This window comes from Phycicoccus sp. CSK15P-2, from assembly GCF_016888005.1.
In the GTDB taxonomy this organism is placed as follows: domain Bacteria; phylum Actinomycetota; class Actinomycetes; order Actinomycetales; family Dermatophilaceae; genus Phycicoccus.
In genome coordinates this window covers 68,116-87,957 of the sequence record NZ_JAFDVE010000023.1, presented here as the reverse complement: position 1 = coordinate 87,957, position 19,842 = coordinate 68,116, and the positions used below count along the sequence as shown (strand labels likewise).

The 19,842-nt window shown below is 74.4% G+C and carries 21 protein-coding genes; 13 read left to right on the top strand and 8 right to left on the bottom strand.

What is annotated here, in order from left to right; translation table 11 throughout:
- Window positions 1–99 precede the first annotated feature (99 nt).
- Window positions 100–363, top strand: coding sequence for a BatC protein (locus tag JQN72_RS13935; protein WP_204135725.1), 264 nt, complete (start codon window positions 100–102; stop codon window positions 361–363).
- Window positions 360–1,583 carry a JmjC domain-containing protein gene (locus JQN72_RS13930; RefSeq protein ID WP_307812691.1) on the top strand — a complete coding sequence of 408 codons (1,224 nt, stop codon included), beginning with the start codon at window positions 360–362 and terminating at the stop codon, window positions 1,581–1,583. Before JQN72_RS13935 ends, JQN72_RS13930 begins: the two co-directional genes overlap by 4 nt.
- Here JQN72_RS13930 and JQN72_RS13925 read toward each other — a convergent pair.
- Both JQN72_RS13925 and JQN72_RS13920 read right to left on the bottom strand, forming a co-directional pair.
- Window positions 1,580–2,605 carry a LacI family DNA-binding transcriptional regulator gene (locus JQN72_RS13925; protein ID WP_204135724.1) on the bottom strand — a complete coding sequence of 342 codons (1,026 nt, stop codon included), beginning with the start codon at window positions 2,603–2,605 and terminating at the stop codon, window positions 1,580–1,582. The genes JQN72_RS13930 and JQN72_RS13925 overlap by 4 nt on opposite strands.
- A gap of 81 nt (window positions 2,606–2,686) precedes the next feature.
- Window positions 2,687–3,133: a rhodanese-like domain-containing protein gene (locus tag JQN72_RS13920; protein WP_204135723.1), complete on the bottom strand. Its 447-nt coding sequence runs from the start codon at window positions 3,131–3,133 to the stop codon at window positions 2,687–2,689.
- A gap of 216 nt (window positions 3,134–3,349) precedes the next feature.
- On the opposite strand from JQN72_RS13920, the gene JQN72_RS13915 reads away from it, so the two are divergent.
- A complete protein-coding gene (locus tag JQN72_RS13915) occupies window positions 3,350–4,405 on the top strand; it encodes an alcohol dehydrogenase catalytic domain-containing protein (RefSeq protein ID WP_204135722.1) in 1,056 nt (351 codons plus the stop codon).
- Window positions 4,406–4,466: 61 nt separating this feature from the next.
- On the opposite strand, the gene JQN72_RS18960 is transcribed toward JQN72_RS13915, so the two are convergent.
- The 5 genes from JQN72_RS18960 to trxA form a co-directional block, all read right to left on the bottom strand.
- Window positions 4,467–5,777 (bottom strand): TrkA family potassium uptake protein, encoded by a 1,311-nt coding sequence (locus JQN72_RS18960; RefSeq protein WP_204135721.1) that lies wholly within the window; start codon window positions 5,775–5,777, stop codon window positions 4,467–4,469.
- A gap of 34 nt (window positions 5,778–5,811) precedes the next feature.
- Complete coding sequence (locus JQN72_RS13905; RefSeq protein WP_204135720.1) at window positions 5,812–5,973, bottom strand: hypothetical protein; 162 nt, start codon at window positions 5,971–5,973, stop codon at window positions 5,812–5,814.
- Window positions 5,974–6,044: 71 nt separating this feature from the next.
- Window positions 6,045–6,662 carry a bifunctional 2-polyprenyl-6-hydroxyphenol methylase/3-demethylubiquinol 3-O-methyltransferase UbiG gene (locus tag JQN72_RS13900; protein WP_204135719.1) on the bottom strand — a complete coding sequence of 206 codons (618 nt, stop codon included), beginning with the start codon at window positions 6,660–6,662 and terminating at the stop codon, window positions 6,045–6,047.
- Window positions 6,662–6,922 carry a metal-sensitive transcriptional regulator gene (locus JQN72_RS13895; protein WP_204135718.1) on the bottom strand — a complete coding sequence of 87 codons (261 nt, stop codon included), beginning with the start codon at window positions 6,920–6,922 and terminating at the stop codon, window positions 6,662–6,664. The genes JQN72_RS13900 and JQN72_RS13895 overlap by 1 nt, the downstream gene beginning before the upstream one ends.
- Window positions 6,923–7,113: 191 nt before the next feature.
- Entirely contained in the window at window positions 7,114–7,479 is a 366-nt protein-coding gene (gene trxA / locus JQN72_RS13890; protein WP_204135717.1) for a thioredoxin, read from the bottom strand.
- A gap of 93 nt (window positions 7,480–7,572) precedes the next feature.
- On the opposite strand from trxA, the gene JQN72_RS13885 reads away from it, so the two are divergent.
- The 8 genes from JQN72_RS13885 to JQN72_RS13850 all read left to right on the top strand — a co-directional run bounded on the left by JQN72_RS13885 (window position 7,573) and on the right by JQN72_RS13850 (window position 16,701).
- Window positions 7,573–8,916: an MBL fold metallo-hydrolase gene (locus JQN72_RS13885; protein ID WP_204135716.1), complete on the top strand. Its 1,344-nt coding sequence runs from the start codon at window positions 7,573–7,575 to the stop codon at window positions 8,914–8,916.
- A 60-nt stretch (window positions 8,917–8,976) separates the two neighbouring features.
- The gene (locus tag JQN72_RS13880; protein ID WP_307812689.1) at window positions 8,977–9,975 is read left to right on the top strand and encodes a small ribosomal subunit Rsm22 family protein; all 999 of its coding nucleotides are present in this window, start codon (window positions 8,977–8,979) and stop codon (window positions 9,973–9,975) included.
- Window positions 9,976–10,305: 330 nt separating this feature from the next.
- Complete coding sequence (locus JQN72_RS13875) at window positions 10,306–10,581, top strand: HU family DNA-binding protein (protein WP_204135715.1); 276 nt, start codon at window positions 10,306–10,308, stop codon at window positions 10,579–10,581.
- Window positions 10,582–10,732: 151 nt separating this feature from the next.
- Window positions 10,733–11,254, top strand: coding sequence for a YbhB/YbcL family Raf kinase inhibitor-like protein (locus JQN72_RS13870; RefSeq protein WP_204135714.1), 522 nt, complete (start codon window positions 10,733–10,735; stop codon window positions 11,252–11,254).
- Between the two features lie 41 nt (window positions 11,255–11,295).
- Window positions 11,296–12,774, top strand: a complete 1,479-nt coding sequence (locus JQN72_RS13865; RefSeq protein ID WP_204135713.1) for a gamma-aminobutyraldehyde dehydrogenase — start codon at window positions 11,296–11,298, stop codon at window positions 12,772–12,774.
- A gap of 80 nt (window positions 12,775–12,854) precedes the next feature.
- A complete protein-coding gene (locus JQN72_RS13860; RefSeq protein WP_204135712.1) occupies window positions 12,855–14,231 on the top strand; it encodes an aspartate aminotransferase family protein in 1,377 nt (458 codons plus the stop codon).
- On the top strand, window positions 14,228–15,496 hold the full coding sequence (locus JQN72_RS13855) for a CDP-glycerol glycerophosphotransferase family protein (protein WP_204135711.1): 1,269 nt from the start codon (window positions 14,228–14,230) through the stop codon (window positions 15,494–15,496). Before JQN72_RS13860 ends, JQN72_RS13855 begins: the two co-directional genes overlap by 4 nt.
- Window positions 15,493–16,701, top strand: coding sequence for an MFS transporter (locus JQN72_RS13850; protein ID WP_204135710.1), 1,209 nt, complete (start codon window positions 15,493–15,495; stop codon window positions 16,699–16,701). Before JQN72_RS13855 ends, JQN72_RS13850 begins: the two co-directional genes overlap by 4 nt.
- A gap of 64 nt (window positions 16,702–16,765) precedes the next feature.
- Here the strand turns inward: JQN72_RS13850 and JQN72_RS13845 are convergent, their stop codons facing one another.
- A complete protein-coding gene (locus JQN72_RS13845; protein WP_204135709.1) occupies window positions 16,766–17,479 on the bottom strand; it encodes a hypothetical protein in 714 nt (237 codons plus the stop codon).
- 194 nt (window positions 17,480–17,673) lie between these two features.
- Between JQN72_RS13845 and JQN72_RS13840 the strand changes: the two genes are divergently transcribed.
- Both JQN72_RS13840 and JQN72_RS13835 read left to right on the top strand, forming a co-directional pair.
- Window positions 17,674–18,372, top strand: coding sequence for a response regulator transcription factor (locus JQN72_RS13840; protein WP_307812688.1), 699 nt, complete (start codon window positions 17,674–17,676; stop codon window positions 18,370–18,372).
- Window positions 18,372–19,736: a cell wall metabolism sensor histidine kinase WalK gene (locus JQN72_RS13835; protein ID WP_204135707.1), complete on the top strand. Its 1,365-nt coding sequence runs from the start codon at window positions 18,372–18,374 to the stop codon at window positions 19,734–19,736. The genes JQN72_RS13840 and JQN72_RS13835 overlap by 1 nt, the downstream gene beginning before the upstream one ends.
- Window positions 19,737–19,842: the final 106 nt, after the last annotated feature.

The following is a 19,842-nucleotide window of genomic DNA, read 5'->3' as shown; positions in this document are numbered from 1 at the left end:
ATCCTCCCAGGCTGGGTCCGCAAACCCCCACCACCCGTGATGACCTGCTGGAATGGCGAGGTGGCGCGGCAAGGCGCCACCCGACGGAAGGTGGTTCGGATGAGTGAGTTCCCCAGCGAGGGACCGGCCGACAGCGGCGCCGGCGAGCCCGGCATGCCCGGTGAGAGCGACGGCGGCGCGGACGGCGGCGCCGGCACCGAGGGCCCGGCCGACAGCGGCGCCGGCGAGGAGACCGTGCCCGGCCAGCACGACGGTGGCGCCGACGGCGGCGCCGAGGGGCCGGCCGACAGCGGCGCCGGCGAGCCGGGTGTCCCCGGTGAGAGCGACGGCGGCGCGGACGGCGGGGCGGACGCCTCGCAGTGAGCGACCCCGTGACACCCGAGCCCCCGGCAGTGGACCCCCGCGGTCCCGGCCGGGGGCTCGGCACCCTCACCGCGCTCGACCGGAGCCGGTTCGCCACCGAGCACTGGGGCCGGGCGCCGCTGCTCAGCCGCGCCGACGACCTGCCCGCACCGACCCACGGCTTCGGCGCCGCCGCGGTCGACGAGCTGCTGTCCCGGCGCGGCCTGCGCACCCCCTTCCTCCGGATGGCGCGGGACGGCGCGACGCTCGACCCCCGTGAGCTCACCCTCGGCGGCGGCGTGGGGGCGGCGGTCGGGGACCAGGTGAGCGAGGACAAGGTGCTCCGGCTCTTCGCCGAGGGCGCGACGATCGTCCTCCAGGGCCTGCACCGGACGTGGGCGCCGGTCGCGGCCACGGCTCGCGACCTCGCCGCCGACCTCGGTCACCCGGTCCAGGTCAACGCGTACGTCACCCCACCGCAGAACCGGGGGTTCGACGACCACTACGACGTCCACGACGTCTTCGTCGTCCAGGTCGAGGGCGAGAAGCACTGGCGGGTGCGCCCGCCCGTCCTCGACCTCCCCCTGCGCAACCAACCGTGGACCGACCGGCGCGCGGACGTCGCCGCGGCGGCGCGGGCCCGGCCGGTCGTCGACACCGTCCTGCGCCCCGGGGACTGCCTCTACCTCCCCCGGGGCTGGCTGCACTCGGCGACGGCACTGGGTGGCACGAGCACCCATCTGACCTTCGGCGTCCACGTGTGGACCGTGCGGCACGTCGCCGAGGACCTGCTGGCCGCGGTCGGCCGGGTCCTGGACACCGACCCGGCGGTGCGCGAGGCGCTTCCGCTCGGCACGGACGCCCTCGACCCGGCGACCGCCGGCGGCCTGCGAGACCGCGTGCGGGCCGCGGTGGACGCCGCCCTCGACGCCGTGGGCGACGACGACCTCGCCGCCGCCCTGGCCCGGCGCGCCCGGGCGGCACAACGGCCCGAGCCACTGGACGTGCTCGCCCAGCACGCCGCGGCGTCGGCCGAGGTCGGCCCGCGGTGGCGGCTGCGCGAGCACCTGGCCGCACGGTGGGAGGGGGACGTGCTCGTCACCCGCGTCGGCCGGCTCGCGGTCACCCCGGAGGAGCGTGGCGCCGTGAAGCGCCTCCTCGCGGGCACCGACCCCGAGCAGCTGCCCTCCGACCTCCGCCGACGCCTCGCCCTCGCAGGGCTCCTCGTGCCGGTGGGCTAGGCGCTGCCGCGGACGACGAGCCGGGTCTGGAGCACCGTCTCGCGCGGGACCTCGACCCCCGACAGGCGGTCGACGAGGAGGTCGACCATCACCTGCCCCATCCGGGTCACCGGCTGGTGCACGGTCGTGAGCTCGGGGTCGGTGAGCCGGGCGACCGGAGCGTCGTCGTACCCGACGAGGGAGACGTCGTCCGGCACGGAGAGACCGGCCGAGCGCAGCGCCCGCAGCGCGCCGACCGCCATGAGGTCGGAGGCCGCGAAGACCGCACCGGGCGCCGGCCCGGCCCCGAGCAGCTCGGTCATGGCCCGGCGGCCGCTCTCCTCGGAGTAGTCGCCGTACGCGACGGAGACCCCGTCCGGCGGGATGCCGGCGTCGTCCGCGGCGTCCAGCGCCCCGACGAGCCGGTCGCGACCGGAGGACATGTCCTGGGGGCCGGCGAGGACGGCGAGCCGTCGCCGTCCCGTGCCGACGAGGTGCTGGACCGCGGTCCGGCCGCCCGCGAGGTTGTCGACGTCGACCACGCAGCGTGGCCGGACGGCAGACGGCCGACCGCCCGTCACCGTCGGCACGTCGCGCTCCTCGAGGAGCGCGGGCAGAGGGTCCTCCGCGTGCAGGGACAGGAGGAGCACGCCGTCGACGTGCCGGTCCGCGAGGTAGGCCGCCGCCCGGGTGCGCTCCGAGTCCCCCGAGGGCATCGCGAGGAGCATCTGCAGGCCGGCCTCGCCGAGACGCTGCCCGATCCCGCGGACGATCGCCGCGAAGTACGGCTCCCCGAACACACGCTCCTCGGGCTCGGAGACCACGAGCGCGACGGTGTCCGTCCGGCGTGTGACGAGCGAGCGGGCCGCCTGGTTGGGCACGTACCCGAGGTCGGCGACGGCGCGCAGGACGCGTGCCCGCGCCTGGCTGCTCACGTGGGGCGAGTCGTTGAGGACCCGGGAGGCGGTGCCGCGACCGACCCCGGCCGCACGCGCGACCTGGTCGAGCGTGGGCCGTGACGTGGGAGCGCTCCCATCCCTCACGTCACCAGTATGTCCGATCCGCGCCGAGGCCTACGGCGCGGCGGACGATGTGTCCGAACCGTGACCCTCCCGGCGTCGCCGTCAGCCGGTGGCGACCTCACCGCCGGCCTGCCTCCAGTCGACGAACCCGCCCGCCAGGTCGTACGCGTTCGGGTAGCCGGCAGCGGTCATCTGCGCCACCGCCACTGCCGAGCGGTTTCCGGACCGGCAGTACACGGCGTAGACGCCGTCGGCGGGCAGCTGCGAGACCTCGGCCCCGAACGTGGGCGACTGCAGGTCGATGTTCACCGCACCGGGCAGGTGGCCCTGCGCGAACTCCTCGGGGGTGCGGACGTCGAGCAGGGTCGTGCCGGGTCGCTTGAGCGCGGCGGCGAACTCCGCGACGCCGAGCTGGGCGCCCGACGCCGGGGGCCTCTCGGCGACCGGGCCCTCGCTGACACTGACCGCGGGGTCGCCGGAGCCGCAGCCCGCGACGCCCGCCGTGAGGGCGGCGGCGAGGACTGCGGCGGCGACGCGGTGACGGAACATCGGTCTCCTCGATGGCTCGGGGCGACGGCCGAGTCGCCGAGATGTATACCCCATAGGGTATCTGTTGCGCCGCGGGTTCACCACTCTGACGACCAGGAGCACCGCGACGCTCTTCGGCCGACCCCATCTGGACCACCTGCCCCGACTCGGAGATCCGCCTTGCGCAGGCCGCCCGGGTCCGCCGCGCCCCGGAGGCACGGCTGGCAGGCTGGGCGGGTGCGAGCCCTCGTCTACGACGCGCCCCGCGCGACGCCGGTCGTCACCGAGCTGCCCGACCCGGCGGCCCCACCCGGCGGCGCGGTCGTGCACGTCGTCGCGGCCGGGCTCTGCCGCAGCGACTGGCACGGCTGGATGGGGCACGACCCCGACATCTCGACTTTCCCGCACGTCCCCGGCCACGAGCTCGCCGGGATCGTCGAGTCGGTCGGTGAAGGGGTCGACCCCGGATGGGTCGGGCGCCCGGTCACCGCACCGTTCGTGCTCGCCTGTGGCACCTGCGCGACCTGCGCCGCCGGTGACGGCCAGGTGTGCCCACACCAGCGCCAGCCCGGCTTCACCGACCCCGGATGCTTCGCCGAGCGGGTCGTCGTCCACGCCGCCGGCACCAACCTCGTCGCCCTGCCGGACGGCGTTCCCCCGGTCACCGCGGCGGGCCTCGGATGCCGGGTGGCAACCGCCCACCGTGCGGTCGTCGGCCGGGCCCGGGTCACGTCCGGCGAGCGTGTCCTCGTCCTCGGCTGCGGAGGTGTCGGTCTGGCAGCCGTGCGCATCGCCGCGTCGAGAGGCGCCCACGTGCTCGCCGCCGACCCCGACCCCGGGTCCCGCGCGCGGGCCGAGGGGCTCGGCGCCGAGGGCACCCTGGACGCGTCGGTCCCACCGGACGACCTCGCGGCCGCCGTGGCCGAGCTGACCGGCGGTGGGGTCCACGTGACCATCGAGGCGGTGGGCTCCGTCGACGCCTGTCGCGCGGGGGCGCTCGCCCTCAGGCGTCGCGGGCGGCACGTCCAGGTGGGCCTGCTGCCGCCGGCCGCGAGCCGCGCGGACATCCCGATGGAGCGTGTCGTCGCGTGGGAGCTCGACGTCCTCGGCAGCCACGGCATGGCCGCACACGACTACGCCGGCCTGTTCGCGGACCTCGCGGCCGGCCACCTCGACCTCGCGGCGCTCGCCGCCCCGGGCGAGCCGGTCGGGCTCGTCGAGGCCGGACGGCTCCTCACGACGATGGGGACGACGCCCTCGCGGGGCCTCGTGACGCTCGACCCGGCCCGCTGAGCAGGGTCACACGAGGGGCGCCCTGCAACCCGTAGCGGTGCCCCACCGGCGGCCGGTGGGGTCAGAGGCACGCACACCTGCTCGCGACGGGGCGATGGTCATCCCCGTCGTCATCGTCGAGCACGCTGACCTGCTGGGCCTGGGCCCAGACGACCCGGGGCGCGCGACCCAGGACGGAGGCACAGACCCAGGCGGCCGTCATCATGCCCACGTCGCTGACCTGGCCGATCCGGAAGAGGGACGTCGTCTCCGTGACGGCGGCCCCCTCTCCCGCACGCAGCACGGTACGGACCTCCGGCGCGACCGCGAGGGCGTTGATCGCCACGGCGACGTTGTCGAGGTCGTCCGACCCCATCGCCGCAACGGCTCGCGCACGGTGCACCCCCACCCGGGTGAGGAGGGCCCGGGAGCTCGCGTCGCCGACGACGACGGGGATGCGGCTCTGCCGGGCGACGCCGAGGTTGGGCGAGTGTTCCTGCCGCTCGACGACCACGACGGGGACGCGCAGCTCACGGAGGAGCTGCGCGACCCGCAGCCCCACCTGCCCGAGCCCCGCGACGACGACGTGGTCCGCGGTGGGCACCCGCCGCGGCCCGACGAGCGCCGCGGTACGTGCGCCGACGATCCACTCGACGAGACCGGCGACGAGGGCCCCGGTGAAGGCGATCCCGACGAGCATCAGGGCCCCGGAGACCCCCAGGTACCACGACGGCGCCTCGTGCAGCTCGGCCTCGGCGGGGCCGACCGTCGCGACGAGCCGCGCCGAGGTGTAAAAGCCTTCGACGAGCCCTTCGTGGAGCACCGCCGCGGCGAGCACCCACTCGAGGGCGATGGTGGCGAGCAGGCCGGAGAGGCCGAGCAGGAGGATGCCCTCGGCGCCCCCGTAGCGACGCGGCACCCATCGGCGCAGCCGGCGCCCCCACCCCTCCGGCTCCCGGCGGGCGTCGCGCAGCACGACCCCGTCCGGGCCCTCGACGAGCTCCTGGACGCCGCCAGGGCTCGCGAGCACGGCGAGCGCCTCCGGCCGGACACACGCGGCGACGACCGCCGGAGCCGCGACATCGGCCGGTGAGGTGACCGTGCAGTGCGGGACGACCTCGGCCAGGTGCGTCCCGAGCGTGCGGTCGAAGATCGTGACGACGAGCCGCACCCCCGGCTGCAGGTGCTCGACGAGGAGCGCGAAGCGCAGCGCGAGGAGGTCCCCGCGCACGACGACCGCCACGCCGTCGACCGGGGTCGCGAGCGCTGCCCGCAGGCCACTCTCCTCAGGGCCGAGGAGGTGCACGACCTCCGCGCCCTCCTCGGAGAGGAGCGTGCAGACCAGCCGTGTGGCCTCGAGGTCTCCGACGACGAGGACCCGCTGCGGGGTCACGGCCACCTGCGCGACCGCGTCGCCATCGGCCCGCTCAGCGGCCGAGGAGCTTCGAGAGGAAGCCGGTGCTCGGCTCCCCCTCGTGGCCGGCGCAACGGTCGGCGTCCGGGACGCCGCGCATCACCTCGTCGACATGCTGGCCACAGCCGGCCCACGTCGTCTTTCCACAGGTCCGGCAGGTCACGGCTCGGCACATGATGATCTCCTCGGGGGGTGGGGGGGTCGGAAGGGGGTGCATGGGCTGACTTATACCCCCTAGGGTATCAGTCAGTGGCGCTCCAGGACCACGACCGTGTCGAGGGCCGGACGGTCCGCCGCCTCGACGACCCGCTCCCGCAGGTCGGCGGACACGACGTCGACCGGCAGACCGTGGGCGGACGCGACGACGGCCTCGGGGTCGTGCAGGACAGCGGCGTCCTGGGGGCCGCCCACGCCCTCGGTGAGGTTGCGCTCGGCGTGGCAGACGACGACCACCGTGCCGCCGGGCACGGCAGCATCGACCGCGCGGGCCAGCGCCGTGCGCCAGCGCTGCTCCGGGAGCTGCAGGTAGGCGAGGACGACGAGGTCGTAGCCACCGCCGTCGACCGGGGCCGGTGCGGACTCGAGGGCGTCCCCGACGAACGCCCGGAAACCCTCCGCGCCCTCGCCCAGCCGACCGCGCGCGACCGTGCGCGCCCGCTCGACACCCACCGCGGAGAAGTCCGTCATCGTGACATCCCACCCGCGCTCGGCGAGCCACACCGCGTTGCGACCCTCACCCGCCGCGACGTCCAGCGCCCGCCCTGGCGGAAGCGCCCCGGCCAGCTCGGCGACGAACACGTTGGGCGTGCTCGACCACACGGGCTCGGCGCCGGAGTACCGGGCGTCCCACGCCGTGGCGTCCATCAGGCGAGGGAGAGGAAGAGCTTCTCCATCGACTCGACGTCCATCGAGCCGGCCTCGGGGTCCGTGATGCACTGCTTGAGCCCGAGCGCGATGACCGCGAAGCCGGCGCGGTCGAGAGCCTTGGACACCGCCGCGAGCTGGGTGACGATGTCCTGGCAGTCGCGGCCGTCCTCGATCATCTTGAGGATGCCGCCGATCTGCCCCTGCGCGCGGCGCAGCCGCTTCACGACGGCTTGCATCTGCGCGGGGTCGAGCTCCATGTCGTGGCCTCCTACGGCGGCGGGGACTGGGGAGGACTCGATGCTACCGGGCCGAGTGCCCTGAGCCACACGGCTCCTCATGGACAAAGCGTCTCCTTCTCATGCGGCCTGGCGCGCGGCGGGACTCGGGACGTGGACCGTTCGCGCGATGGGAGGGATAATACCCCAAGGGGTATTTGCGCACTCGACCCTCAGCCCGGCGTGTGGGTCGTGGCCTTCGCGCGCACCTCGTCCATGTCGAGGCCCTGGATGCCCTCGACGACCTGGGCCAGCGCCGCCGGCGGCAGCGCCCCGGCCTGCTGGAAGACGAGGATGCCGTCACGGAAGCCCATGAGCGTGGGGATGGACGTGATCTGCAGCATCGTCGCGAGCTGCTGCTCGGCCTCGGTGTCGACCTTGGCGTGCACCACGTCCTCGTGCTGCTCGCTGGACGCCTCGAACGTCGGGGCGAACTGGCGGCACGGGCCGCACCAGGACGCCCAGAAGTCGACGAGCACGATGCCGTCCTGGGTGACGGTCTTCTCGAACTCGTCGGTCGTGAGGTTCACGGTGGCCATGGGAACTCCTTCGTCTGGGGTGCTCGAGATGGCGGGATAATACCCCTAGGGGTATGGTGTCACCACCAGCCCGACAGGAGGAGAACGCCCGAGATGGTCGAGATCATCCCCATCGACACCCCGTCCCTCGGGGACCGCAGCTACCTCGCACACGACGGCGACGTCGCCCTCGTGGTCGACCCGCAGCGCGACCACGACCGCGTCCTCGAGCTGGCCGGTCGGGAGGGCGTGCGGATCACCCACGTCCTCGAGACCCACATCCACAACGACTACCTGACCGGTGGCCTGGCCCTCGCCGAGCAGGTGGGCGCGGCCTACCACGTGAACGCCGAGGATCCCGTGTCCTACGACCGGGTCCCCGTCCGGGACGGCGACGTCATCGAGGTGTCGCCCTCGATGACCCTCCGCGCCATCGCCACCCCCGGGCACACCTTCACCCACCTGTCCTACGCGCTGTCGGCCGACGGCGAGGACGTCGGGGTGTTCACCGGCGGCTCCCTGCTCTACGGCTCCACCGGCCGCCCGGACCTCCTCGGCCCCGACCACACCGACGCCCTCGTGCGCCACCAGTACGCCTCGGCGCACCGGCTCGCGGACGAGGTGGCCGGAGACGCCGGGGTGTTCCCGACCCACGGCTTCGGCAGCTTCTGCTCCGCGACCCGGTCCGACGCCACGTCCTCGACGATCTCCGAGGAGATGCGCGTCAACCCGGCCCTGACCCAGGGCGAGGAGGAGTGGGCCCGCGACCTCCTCGCCGGGCTCGACGCCTACCCCGCCTACTACGCCCACATGGGCCCGGCCAACCTCGCCGGACCGGACGCCCCGGACCTCGACGCCCCCGCGCCGGCCGACAAGAGCGAGATCCGGCGGCGCCTCGAGGACGGCGAGTGGGTCGTCGACCTCCGCACCCGCACCGTGTTCGCCGCCGGGCACGTCCCCGGCACGTTCAACATCGGCCTCGACGGCCAGTTCTCCACCTACGTCGGCTGGCTCATGCCGTGGGGGAGCGACATCACCCTCCTCGGCGAGTCCCCGGAACAGGTCGCCGAGGCCCGGCGCGAGCTCGTCCGGATCGGCGTGGACGAGGTCGCGGGCAGCGCCACCGGAGGGCCGGGCGACTGGTCCGACGAGCCCCTCGCGACGCTCCCCCGCGCCACCTTCGCCGAGCTCGCGGAGGTCCGCCACCACCGGGAGGTCGCGGTCCTCGACGTCCGGCGGGCCCAGGAGTACGAGGCCGGCCACATCGACGGCGCCGTCAACGTGCCGATCCACGAGATCCTCACCCGCCTCGACGACGTGCCCCGGGGCGAGGTGTGGGTCCACTGCGCCGGCGGGTACCGCGCGTCGGTGGCGGCCAGCATCCTCGCCGCCCACGGGCGGCACGCCGTCGCGGTCGACGACTCCTTCGAGCGGACCGCGGAGATCGGGCTGACCTGAGCCGCCGGCACCGGGCCCGGCCCCGACCGCTCCGCCGCCCTGGCGTAGGAGGATGACCTCGTGCCCGTTCCGCTGACCCGCGCCCTGGACGCGGTCCTCGACGGCACCGACACCGTGGCACTGCAGCGGGCGACGGCACGGCTCGTCGAGGTCTACCGCTCCGGCGCCCCGCCGTCCGCCCAGGTGCTGGGCGACCCCGTCACCGCCGCCGCCTACGCCGCCTACCGGATGCCGGCGACCCACGCCGCCGTGTCCCGGGTGCTGCGCGAGGCGGACCGCCAGGGGGTGCTGGGCGGTGTGCGACGGCTCGTGGACGTCGGCGGCGGGACGGGAGCGGCCGCCTGGGCCGTCGCCGACGCCGTCCCGGGGCTCGGGTCCGTGACGGTGCTCGACGGCTCGGCCGATGCGCTCGCCCTCGGACGGCGCATCGCGCGGAACGGTCCCGAGGCGCTGTCCACCGCGACCTGGACCCTTGCCGACCTCGCCCGCGTCGCCTCGGGGGCCCGGCTCCCCTCCGGCGACCTCGCGACGCTCTCGTACGTCCTCGGCGAGCTCCCGGCGGACCTCCGCGCACCGGTGGTCGACGCCCTCCGCGACGCCGCCCCGCGTGTCCTCGTCGTCGAGCCCGGGACGCCGCGGGGCTTCGCCGCCGTGCTCGCCGCCCGCGAGCGGCTCCTCGCGGCGGGTTGGCACGTCGTCGCGCCGTGCCCACACGGTCTCGGCTGCCCCGTCGCGACCCGGGACGGCGACTGGTGCCACTTCTCGGCCCGCCTGGACCGCACCGCGTTGCACCGCAGGCTCAAGGGTGCCGCGCTCGGGCACGAGGACGAGAAGCACTCCTACGTCCTCGCGGTCCGCGACCCCGTTCCCCCGGCACCCGGACGAGTGCTTCGGCATCCGCTGACCCGCAAAGGGCTGGTGCGGCTGCAGGTGTGCCAGGCCGACGGCACCGCCGCACCCGACACCGTGACCAGACGTGACCGGGAGCGCTACCGGGCCGCTCGCGACGTCCGGTGGGGCGACCCGTGGAGGCCCCCCGGGGACGGCGCCGCGACCTGAGGCCGGGCGCCGCCCCTGCCCCGCCGTCAGCCGACCCGGGCCACTGACCGCGAAGAGCGTGACGCCGGTCGGTCGGGATCCGCACCCGGGCTACGCCGCCATGGGCAGGACCCTAGGTGACCGGGGGCGGCGGCGCCCGTCGGAGGAGCACGTCGCACCTCCAGGGCACCCTGCTCGTCCGACGCGGACAGGTCGAACGGACATTCGCGCGGCGTCCAGGGCCCCGCGTCCGGCACCGCCCCCGGCGCGTCGCAGCCGCCCGAGTGCACGTCAGGGGCTCCATGTTGTTACGTTGACGTGGAAGGATCCCATCACAGAAGGACGCACTCCATGACCAAGAAGGAACTCGCCCAGGCCCTGAGCGGCCGTACCGACCTGTCCGCCAGCGCTGCCGAGGACGTGCTCAACGCCGCCTTCGACATCATCGGCGAGCAGCTCAAGAAGGGTGAGGACGTCAAGCTCGCGGGCTTCGGCAACTTCGAGACGCGCGAGCGCGCGGCTCGCACGGGCCGCAACCCCCAGACCGGCGAGGAGATCCAGATCGCCGCGTCCACCTCGGTCGGCTTCAAGGCCGCCGCGCAGCTCAAGCGGGCCGTCAACGGCTGACGCCGCACCCACGCCGAGACGGGGCGCCGACCACCACGGTCGGCGCCCCGTCCGCGTTCCCGTCGCGCCCCAGGGCCCCGGGCGGAAGGATCTGCCGGTGGTCGCGGTTGTACCCGGCGACCGCCCCCGACGACGGAGGAGAGACCCCCCGATGAGCCTGGACCGCCCGGTCGCCCCGAACCCGTACGAGCTGCTGCCCGCCGTCCCCTCGTTCACCGTGACCAGTGAGGACGTCACGGACGGCGCGCCCCTCAAGGACGACCAGGTCGCCGCGGAGGGGAACACCTCACCGCAGCTGGCCTGGAACGGTGCCCCCGAGGGCACGGAGAGCTACGTCGTCACCGTGTTCGACCCGGACGCCCCCACGCCGTCCGGCTTCTGGCACTGGGTGCTCGTCGACGTCCCCGCGGACGTGACGTCGCTCGCCACCGGGGCCGCGTCGGGTGACCTCCCGGGCGGCGCCTTCCACGTCCGCAACGACGGCGGGGAGCAGGGCTTCATGGGCGCCGCACCGCCGGAGGGCGACATGCCGCACCGGTACTACCTCGTCGTGCACGCCGTGTCCGAGCCGACGCTGGGGGTGGATGCCGACGCCTCACCCGCCGTCGTCTCGTTCAACCTCGCGTTCAAGACCCTCGGCCGGGCCGTCATCCACGGGACGTACCAGCACTGACGCCGGCGCCGGGCCCGGTCCGCCGGTCGTATGCTCCGGCCATGCACCAGTTCATCGGTGGCGAGCACCGCAGCGGCACGTCCGGGACACCGTTCGAGGTCCTCGACCCGAGCACCGGTGACGTCGTCGAGGAGGTCCTGCTCGCAGGCCCCGAGGACGTCGACGCCGCGGTCGGAGCCGCCCGGGCGGCCTTCGGTGAGTGGTCCCGGGCGACCCCCGTCGAACGCGCCACGGTGCTCGCTCGGGCCGCGACCCTCCTCGAGGAGCGCGCCGAGGAGCTCGCCCGGGTCGAGTCCCGGCACGCGGGCAAGCCGATCCGCCTGGCGCGCGAGTTCGACGTCCCCGGCACCGTCGACAACACCGCGTTCTTCGGTGCCGCGGCCCGGCGGCTCGACGGGATGGCGAGCGCCGAGTACTCCGGCGACCACACCTCGTCCATCCGGCGGGAGCCCATCGGCGTCGTCGGATCCGTCTCGCCGTGGAACTACCCCCTGCAGATGGCGGCCTGGAAGGTGCTGCCGGCCGTGGCAGCGGGCAACACGATCGTCCTCAAGCCGGCCGAGATCACCCCGCTCACCTCGCTCATGCTCGCCGAGGTCCTCACCGAGGCGGGTGCAGCGCCCGGGGTCGTCAACGTCGTCACCGGGTCGGGCCCGGTCGCGGGACAGCACCTCGTCGGCCACCCCGATGTCGCGATGACCTCGTTCACCGGGTCCACGGCCGTCGGCCGGCAGGTCATGGCCACGGCCGCGGCCACCGGCAAGCGGGTGCACCTCGAGCTCGGCGGCAAGGCGCCGTTCGTCGTGTTCGACGACGCCGACCTCGAGGCGGCCGTCCACGGTGCCGTCGCCGCCAACCTCATCAACGCCGGGCAGGACTGCACCGCGGCGGCCCGCGCCATCGTCCACCGGTCGCTGTACGACGACTTCGTCGCCGGCGTCGCCGACCTCTACCGCCAGGTGCGGACGGGCCCGACCGACGACGAGGCCACGGACCTCGGGCCGCTGTCCTCGCGGACCCATCTCGACAAGGTCGCAGGGATGGTCGAGCGCGCCCGCGCCGACGCGACCGTCGTGTGCGGCGGCCGCTCCCCCGGCGGCGACCTCGCCCGCGGCTGCTACTACGAGCCGACCGTCGTGAGCGATGTCGCCCTCGGCTCCGAGCTGTGGACCGACGAGGTCTTCGGGCCGGTGCTCGCCGTCGTCCCGTTCGACGACGACGACGAGGCCATCCGCCTCGCCAACGACACCGAGTACGGTCTCGCGGCGTCGGCGTGGACGAGGGACACCTACCGCGCCGGCCGGGCGTCCCGTGAGATCCGGGCCGGCTGCGTGTGGGTCAACGACCACATCCCGATCATCAGCGAGATGCCGCACGGCGGGTACAAGCACTCGGGGTTCGGCAAGGACATGTCGGCGTACTCCTTCGACGAGTACACCCAGGTCAAGCACGTCATGCACGACATCACCGGCATCGCCCGCAAGGGCTGGCACCGGACGGTCTTCACGCTGCCCGGCTGAGCCCGTGGGGACGTGCCGGGCCGCCCCCCGGCGCGACTAGGCTCATCCGGACATCACCGACCGGTCGAGGAGGACCAGCGTTGACCGAGCCCGTGACCCCGGACGTCCGGCCCGACCCCGAGAAGGGGAGGCAGGTCGCGGCCGACGACCGCGCGCACGTCTTCCATTCGTGGTCGGCCCAGGCCAGGATCTCCGCGCTGCCGGTGGCGCGCGCGTCGGGCAGCCACTTCTGGGACTACGACGGCACCCGGTACCTCGACTTCTCCTCCGGGCTCGTGCACGCCAACCTCGGCTACCAGCACCCGAAGCTCGTCGCCGCCGTCCAGGAGGCCGCGGCCCGCCAGTGCACCCTGGCACCGCCCTTCGCCGACGAGGCGCGCTCCGAGGCCGCCCGGATGATCGCCGAGCGCGCGCCCGGCGACCTCGACCGCGTGTTCTTCACCAACGGCGGCGCCGAGGCCACCGAGAACGCCATGCGGATGGCCCGCCTGCACACCGGCCGTCACAAGGTCCTCACGACCTACCGCAGCTACCACGGCGCCACCTCCGGCTCGATCCTCGCCACCGGCGACCCGCGCCGCTGGGGGTCCGAGCCCGGCGGGGCCGGATTCGTCCACTTCTGGGGCCCCTACCCGTTCCGCAGCCCGTTCCACTCCTCGTCCCCCGAGGAGGAGTGCGAGCGCGCCCTGCAGCACCTGCGCGACACGGTCATGGTCGAGGGGCCGCAGACCATCGCGGCGGTGATGCTCGAGACCGTCGTCGGCACCAACGGCGTCCTCGTCCCGCCGGACGGCTACCTCGCCGGGGTGCGCGAGATCTGCGACGAGCACGGCATCCTGTGGATCGCCGACGAGGTCATGGCCGGGTTCGGCCGCTGCGGCGAGTGGTTCGCCGTCGACGTCTGGGGCCAGACGCCCGACCTCGTCTGCTTCGCCAAGGGCGTCAACTCGGGGTACGTCCCGCTCGGCGGCGTCGTCATGTCCCCGGCCGTGGCCGCGACCTTCGACGACCGCCCCTACCCCGGCGGGCTGACCTACTCCGGACACCCGCTCGCGTGCGCCTCGGCCGTCGCCTCGATGCGGATCTTCGAGGAGGAGGGCGTCCTCGAGCACGTCCGGACGATGGCCGAGACCGTCGTCCGTCCGCGGCTCGACGAGATCGCGGCCACGCACCCGAGTGTCGGGGAGGCCCGCGGGCTCGGCATGTTCTGGGCGCTCGACCTCGTCAGGGACGCCACGACGCGGGAGGCCCTCGTCCCCTACAACGCGAGCGGTGCCGACGCGGAGCCGATGACCGAACTCGCCGCCGCCTGCAAGGAAGGCGGCGTGTGGCCGATGACGCACTTCAACCGCATCCATGTCGTCCCGCCGCTCACGACCACGGCGGACGACCTCGCCACCGGGCTCGACGTCCTGGACAAGGCCCTCTCCGTCGTCGACGAGTACGTCGTCCGATGACCCTGGCCGAGGACTTCGCGACCGCCCAGGCGCTCGCTCGTCGCGCGTTCTCCGCCATCCGGTCCCGCCGCGCCTCCCGGGCGGTGCTGGCCGAGCGCGGACCGGTCCCGGACGACACGGTCGAGGCCGTGCTCTACTTCCCGGACCGGCTCGAGAACCTCTACCAGGTCGACCAGTGGTACGAGCCGATGCGCCGGCTCGCCGAGCGGCACCCGGTGGCGGTCGTGACCCGCCAGTGGGAGACCACGGAGCGGCTCCTGCAGGACTGTCCGGTACCGGTGCACCACGCCGGGTCCATCGAGGAGGTCGAGAAGTTCCTCGACCGCCAGCGCGTGACGGTCGTCTTCTACGTCAACCAGAACCAGCAGAACTTCCCCGTGATGCGATGGGCCGACCCCGCGCACGTCTTCCTCTGCCACGGCGAGTCCGACAAGCACTACATGTCGAGCAACCAGCTCAAGGCGTACGACCACGTCTTCATCGCCGGTCGGGCCGCCAGGGAGCGGATCACCCGCAAGCTGCTCGGCTTCGACGCCACGCGCCTCGTCGAGGTCGGCCGTCCGCAGGTCGACGTCCACCGCAGCGGGCCGACGCTCCCGGACGACGGCCGCACGACCGTCCTCTACGCCCCGACGACCGAGGGCGACGTCCCGAGCATGCGGTACTCGTCGGCGGCGGGCATCGGCGTGGCCCTCGTCCGCTCGCTGCTCGCCACGGGGCGGCACCGCGTGGTCTACCGGCCGCACCCCCGGCTGGGGCTGACCGTGCCGGCGTTCCGCGAGGCGAACACGGAGATCCTCGAGATGGTGCGCGAGGCGAACCGTGCCGACCCCGCGGCCCGGCACCTCGCCGACACCGACGGACCCTTCGGATGGCAGGTCGACGCCTGCGACGTCTGCGTCACGGACGTCTCCGCCGTCGCCTACGACTGGCTCGCCACGGGCAAGCCGCTTCTCCTGACCCGGCCCGCCGAGCCGCGCGCCGAGCTTCCCCGGGTCGGGCTCGTCACCGAGATGGAGCTGCTCGACCTCACCGGTGCCGAGCGCGGCGCCGAGCTCGTCGACGCCGCCGTGGCGGCCGGCTCCGAGCAGCACGCCGGGCTCGTCGAGCACTACTTCGGTGACGTCACGCCGGGTGCGAGCATGCAGCGCTTCCTCGACGGCTGCGAGACGGCCATCCGGCAGCGCACCGAGGGGCTCGCGGACCGCGCGGCCCGCGGTGGGCCCCGCCCGGGCCCCGGGACGGAGGCCGGGGACACACCGTGACCCCGCGCCGCCAGCTGGGCCTCGTCGCCGCGGTCCAGGTGCTGGTCCTCGCGTGCTGGTTCGCGGCGTCCGCCGTCGCTCCGGCGCTGCGCGAGGAGTGGTCGGTCTCGACCCTGGCCTCGGCGCTGCTGACGGTCGCCGTCCAGCTGGGCTTCGTCACCGGTGCCGTGTCGTCGGCGGCGCTCAACCTCGCCGACCGCTTTCCCGCGCACCGTGTCGTGGGAGTCTCGGCGCTGCTCGCGGCGGCGTCCACGGGAGCCATCGCGGCGTTCGTCGACGGCCTCGGCCCGGCCGTCGCGCTGCGCTTCCTCACCGGCGTCGCCCTGGCCGGGGTCTACCCCGTCGGGATGAAGCTCATGACGTCCTGGTTCGACCGCGGGCGCGGCTTCGCGCTGGGCGTGCTCGTCGGGGCACTGACCCTCGGCAGCGCGCTACCCCAGCTCGTGACGAGCGTCGCGAGCCTCCCGTGGCGCGGCGTGCTCACGGTCTCCGCGGTGTCGGCCACCGCCGGGGCGGTCGTGGCGTTCACACTCGTCCGGGCGGGCCCGCACGCCCGCCCGGCGCCGCCGCTCGCGCCGGGCTTCGTCCTCACGCTGTTCCGCGACCGCGGCCCGCTGCTCGCCAACCTCGGCTACTTCGGGCACATGTGGGAGCTCTACGCGATGTGGACGTGGGTCCCGGCCTTCCTCACGGCGTCCGTCGCGGCCCGGTCCGGGGTGGAGCCGGGCCGGACGACCGTGGGGCTCACCGCGTTCACGGTCATCGGGGTCGCCGGGGCCGCCGGGTGTCTCGTCGCGGGCCGGCTGGGCGACCGGCTGGGCCGGGCCCGGGTCGCCGGGTGGGCGATGCGGGGGTCGGCGACGTGCTGCGTCCTGGCGGCGCTGGTGTTCGGGGCGCCGCTGTGGCTCGTCGTCCCGGTGCTGCTGGCGTGGGGCGTGACCGTCATCGCGGACTCGGGGCTGTTCTCGAGCTGCGTCGCCGACGTCGTGGACCCGCGGTACGTGGGGACGGCGCTCACCACCCAGACCGCCGTCGGCTTCCTGCTCTCGGCGCTGACCATCAACGCGGTGCCGGTGGTCGTCGACCTCGTCGGCTGGCGGGCGGCCGTGGCGGCGCTCGCGGTGGGCCCGCTCGCCGGGGCGGTCGCGATGGCGCGCCTCGACGCGTTCCTCCGCCCCAGTCTCCCTTCCGGCGAACGTGTGTGAACACGCCGCAGAAGGTGCGGCGTGTTCACACACGTTCCCGAGAGGGAGGGGGAAGGGCTGAGGGCTAGACGCGGGCGGTGGGCTGTGCGGTGTCGGAGGTGTTCGCGTCCGAGCCCTTCGTGTCGTCCGAACCCTCGGTCCCCTCCGAACCCTTCGTGTCGTCCGACGGCTTCGTGCCGTCCGAGCCCTTCGAGGACTTCGACCGCTCGGGCAGCTCGACGCCGCACGCCGAGGCGGCCTCGCGGAGATCGTCGCGCAGCTGCTGACGCTCCTCCTTGGTCATCGGGCCCCACGGACGCTCGAGCGCGGCGTCCTTCAGGCACTGCCGCTGCTCGTCGGTGAGGTCCTTCCAGAAGCCGCGGGCCTTCCCCGCGGGAAGCTCGATGCCGCACGACTCGGCGGTCCCGGTCACCTTCTCCATCAGCTTCTTGCGCTCGTCGGCGTCGAGCGGCCCGACGGGACGGCGGATGTCCGCGTCCTCGAGGCACTGCCGCTGCTCGTCGGTGAGGTGCTCGAGCCACCGGTGGCCACGGTGCTTCCCCTGGCGGCGCGACGCGTCGGGGGACGCATCAGGCGTCGCGTCGGGCGTGGCATCAGGCGTGGCGTCAGGGGCCGCGTCGGAGGAGCCGGCCACGGTGTCGGCCCCGAGGGCCCCGACGGTGGCCAGAGGCACCGACGCGGTGGGCGCGCTCGAGGCCAGGGCGCCGGTGGCCGCGACTCCCGTGACGAGGGCACTGCCGGCGGCGACGCTGACGAGGACGGTGCGGAGGCGGGGCATCGGATGCTCCTTCGGTCGGTCTACACGATGACACCACAGACCGTGCCCTCCCACCCTCGGAACGGGCCCGGCCCAACCTCGCGACTTCCTGCAGATCGGGGTGCATCCGGGCCGCAACGGTGGTCCCGGCATCCCCAGGATCTCTCGAGGTTTTCTCCAGACGGATGTCCGAGCGGCGTGGCAGCGTCTGCGGCGTGGCCGACCGCGCAACCGACTCCGCGTCCGTCCTCGTCGTCGACGACGAGGAGAACATCAGCTACCTCGTCTCGTCCGCACTCCGCCTGGCCGGGATGTCCGTCGACACCGCCGCCACCGGCCAGGAGGCGCTGGACAGTGCGGCCCGCACCCATCCCGACGTCGTCGTGCTCGACGTCATGCTCCCCGACCTCGACGGCTTCGAGGTCCTGCGCCGGCTGCGCGCCACCGGGCACACCGCCCCGGTTCTCTTCCTCACCGCGCGCAGCGACACCGCCGACCGCGTCCGCGGCCTCACGAGCGGCGGGGACGACTACATCATCAAGCCTTTCGCACTCGAGGAGCTCGTCGCCCGCGTGCACGTCGCCCTGCGCCGCAGCGGCACCTCGGCGGCACCGAGCGCGCGCCACCAGGTGCACGACCTCGTCCTCGACGAGGACCAGCACCGGGTGTGGCGGGGCGACACCGAGGTCCACCTCACGGCCACCGAGTTCAGCCTCCTGCGCATCCTCCTCGCGAACGCCGGACGCGTCGTCACCCGGGCGCAGATCCTCGACCACGTGTGGCAGTACGACTTCGCCGGGGAGACCGCGATCATCGAGTCGTTCGTCTCGACACTGCGCAAGAAGGTCGACGCGGGCACCCCGAAGCTCATCCACACCGTGCGCGGCGTGGGCTACACGGTCCGGGAGCCGTGATGACGCTCCGCCGGCGGCTCGTCGTCGCGGTCGCCGCCCTCGCCGTCGTCCTGCTCGTCGCCGGGGTCTCGATCCTCCTCGTCCAGCGCGCCTTCCTCATGGGCCGGCTCGACGCGCAGCTCGCCGGTCTCGCGGCCAACCCGCGCGCGCTCCTCCTCGCGTCCCAGCGCGCACCGGCCGCGGGGGCCGGCTCGCTGAGCGACGTCTACGTGGGCCGGATGGGCTCGGCCGGCCGCCTCACGACCGTCCTCGCCCCGGACACCGACCCCGACCTCGTCCCGGACGTCGCCCGCGGCGAGTCGATCCCGACCCCCACGGGGCGCGGCACGGTCTCCGGCACCACGGCGCAGGTGCGAGTCCTCACCGTGTCACTCGCGAACGGGCGCGCCGAGGCCGTCATCGCGGTCCCCACGACCTCCGCCGACATCGCCACCCGCCGGCTGGCCGCGACGCTGACGGTCGTCGGGCTCGTCGTGGCCGCCATCGTCGGGCTGCTCCTCTGGTGGGTCGACCGGCTCGGGCTGCGGCCCATCGCCCAGATGACCGAGGCCGCGGACGCCATCACCGCCGGGGACACCACGCGCCGCGTCCCGCCCGGCCGGCCGGGCACCGAGGCGGCCCGGCTCGGCGAGGCGCTCAACACGATGATCGCCGCCTCGACCGCGACGAACGAGCGGATGCGCCGCTTCGTCGCCGACGCCTCGCACGAGCTGCGCACCCCGTTGACCACCCTGGGCGGATACGCCGCCCTGCACCGGTCCCGTCCGCCCGGACCGCTCGACGACGAGGGCCGCGCCGACGTGGACGACGCGATGCGCCGGATCGGGGACGAGGCCGGCCGGATGCGTCGGCTCGTCGACGGCCTGCTCGACCTCACCGGTCTCGAGGGCGCGGACGGTCTGGACCTCGGACCGGTCGACCTCGGACCGCTGCTGCACGACGTCGCGTCCGACCTGCGCGTCGTCGCCCCCGACCGCGAGGTGTCGCTCGACGCGCCGGACTCCTTCGTCGTCACCGCGGACCGCGACCGGGTGACCCAGGCGGTCGTCGGGCTGACGTCCAACGCGGTTCGCCACACCCCGGCCGGCACGCCGGTCTCGGTCCGGGTGCTGACGCGGCCCGGCTGGGTCCGTGTCCAGGTGGCCGACTCGGGCCCGGGCGTCCCCGCCGAGCACCTCCCGCACCTCACCGAACGCTTCTACCGGGTCGACCGGTCACGCTCCTCCGGCAGTGGCGGGTCCGGCCTCGGGCTGGCCGTCGTCGACGCCATCGCCCGCGCCCACGGCGGAGGGCTCTCGGTGTCGTCGGAGCCGGGCCGCGGGTCGACGTTCTCGCTCGACCTGCCGGTCACGCCCGCGTCGTAGCACCCCACCGCCGACCTCCTCTTTCTCGCCTGGTGCCGGAACCTTGGGTCACGCACCCGGAACTTCGGGGTGTCCGACCGGAGGTTCCCGCCGGTGAACGGTCCCC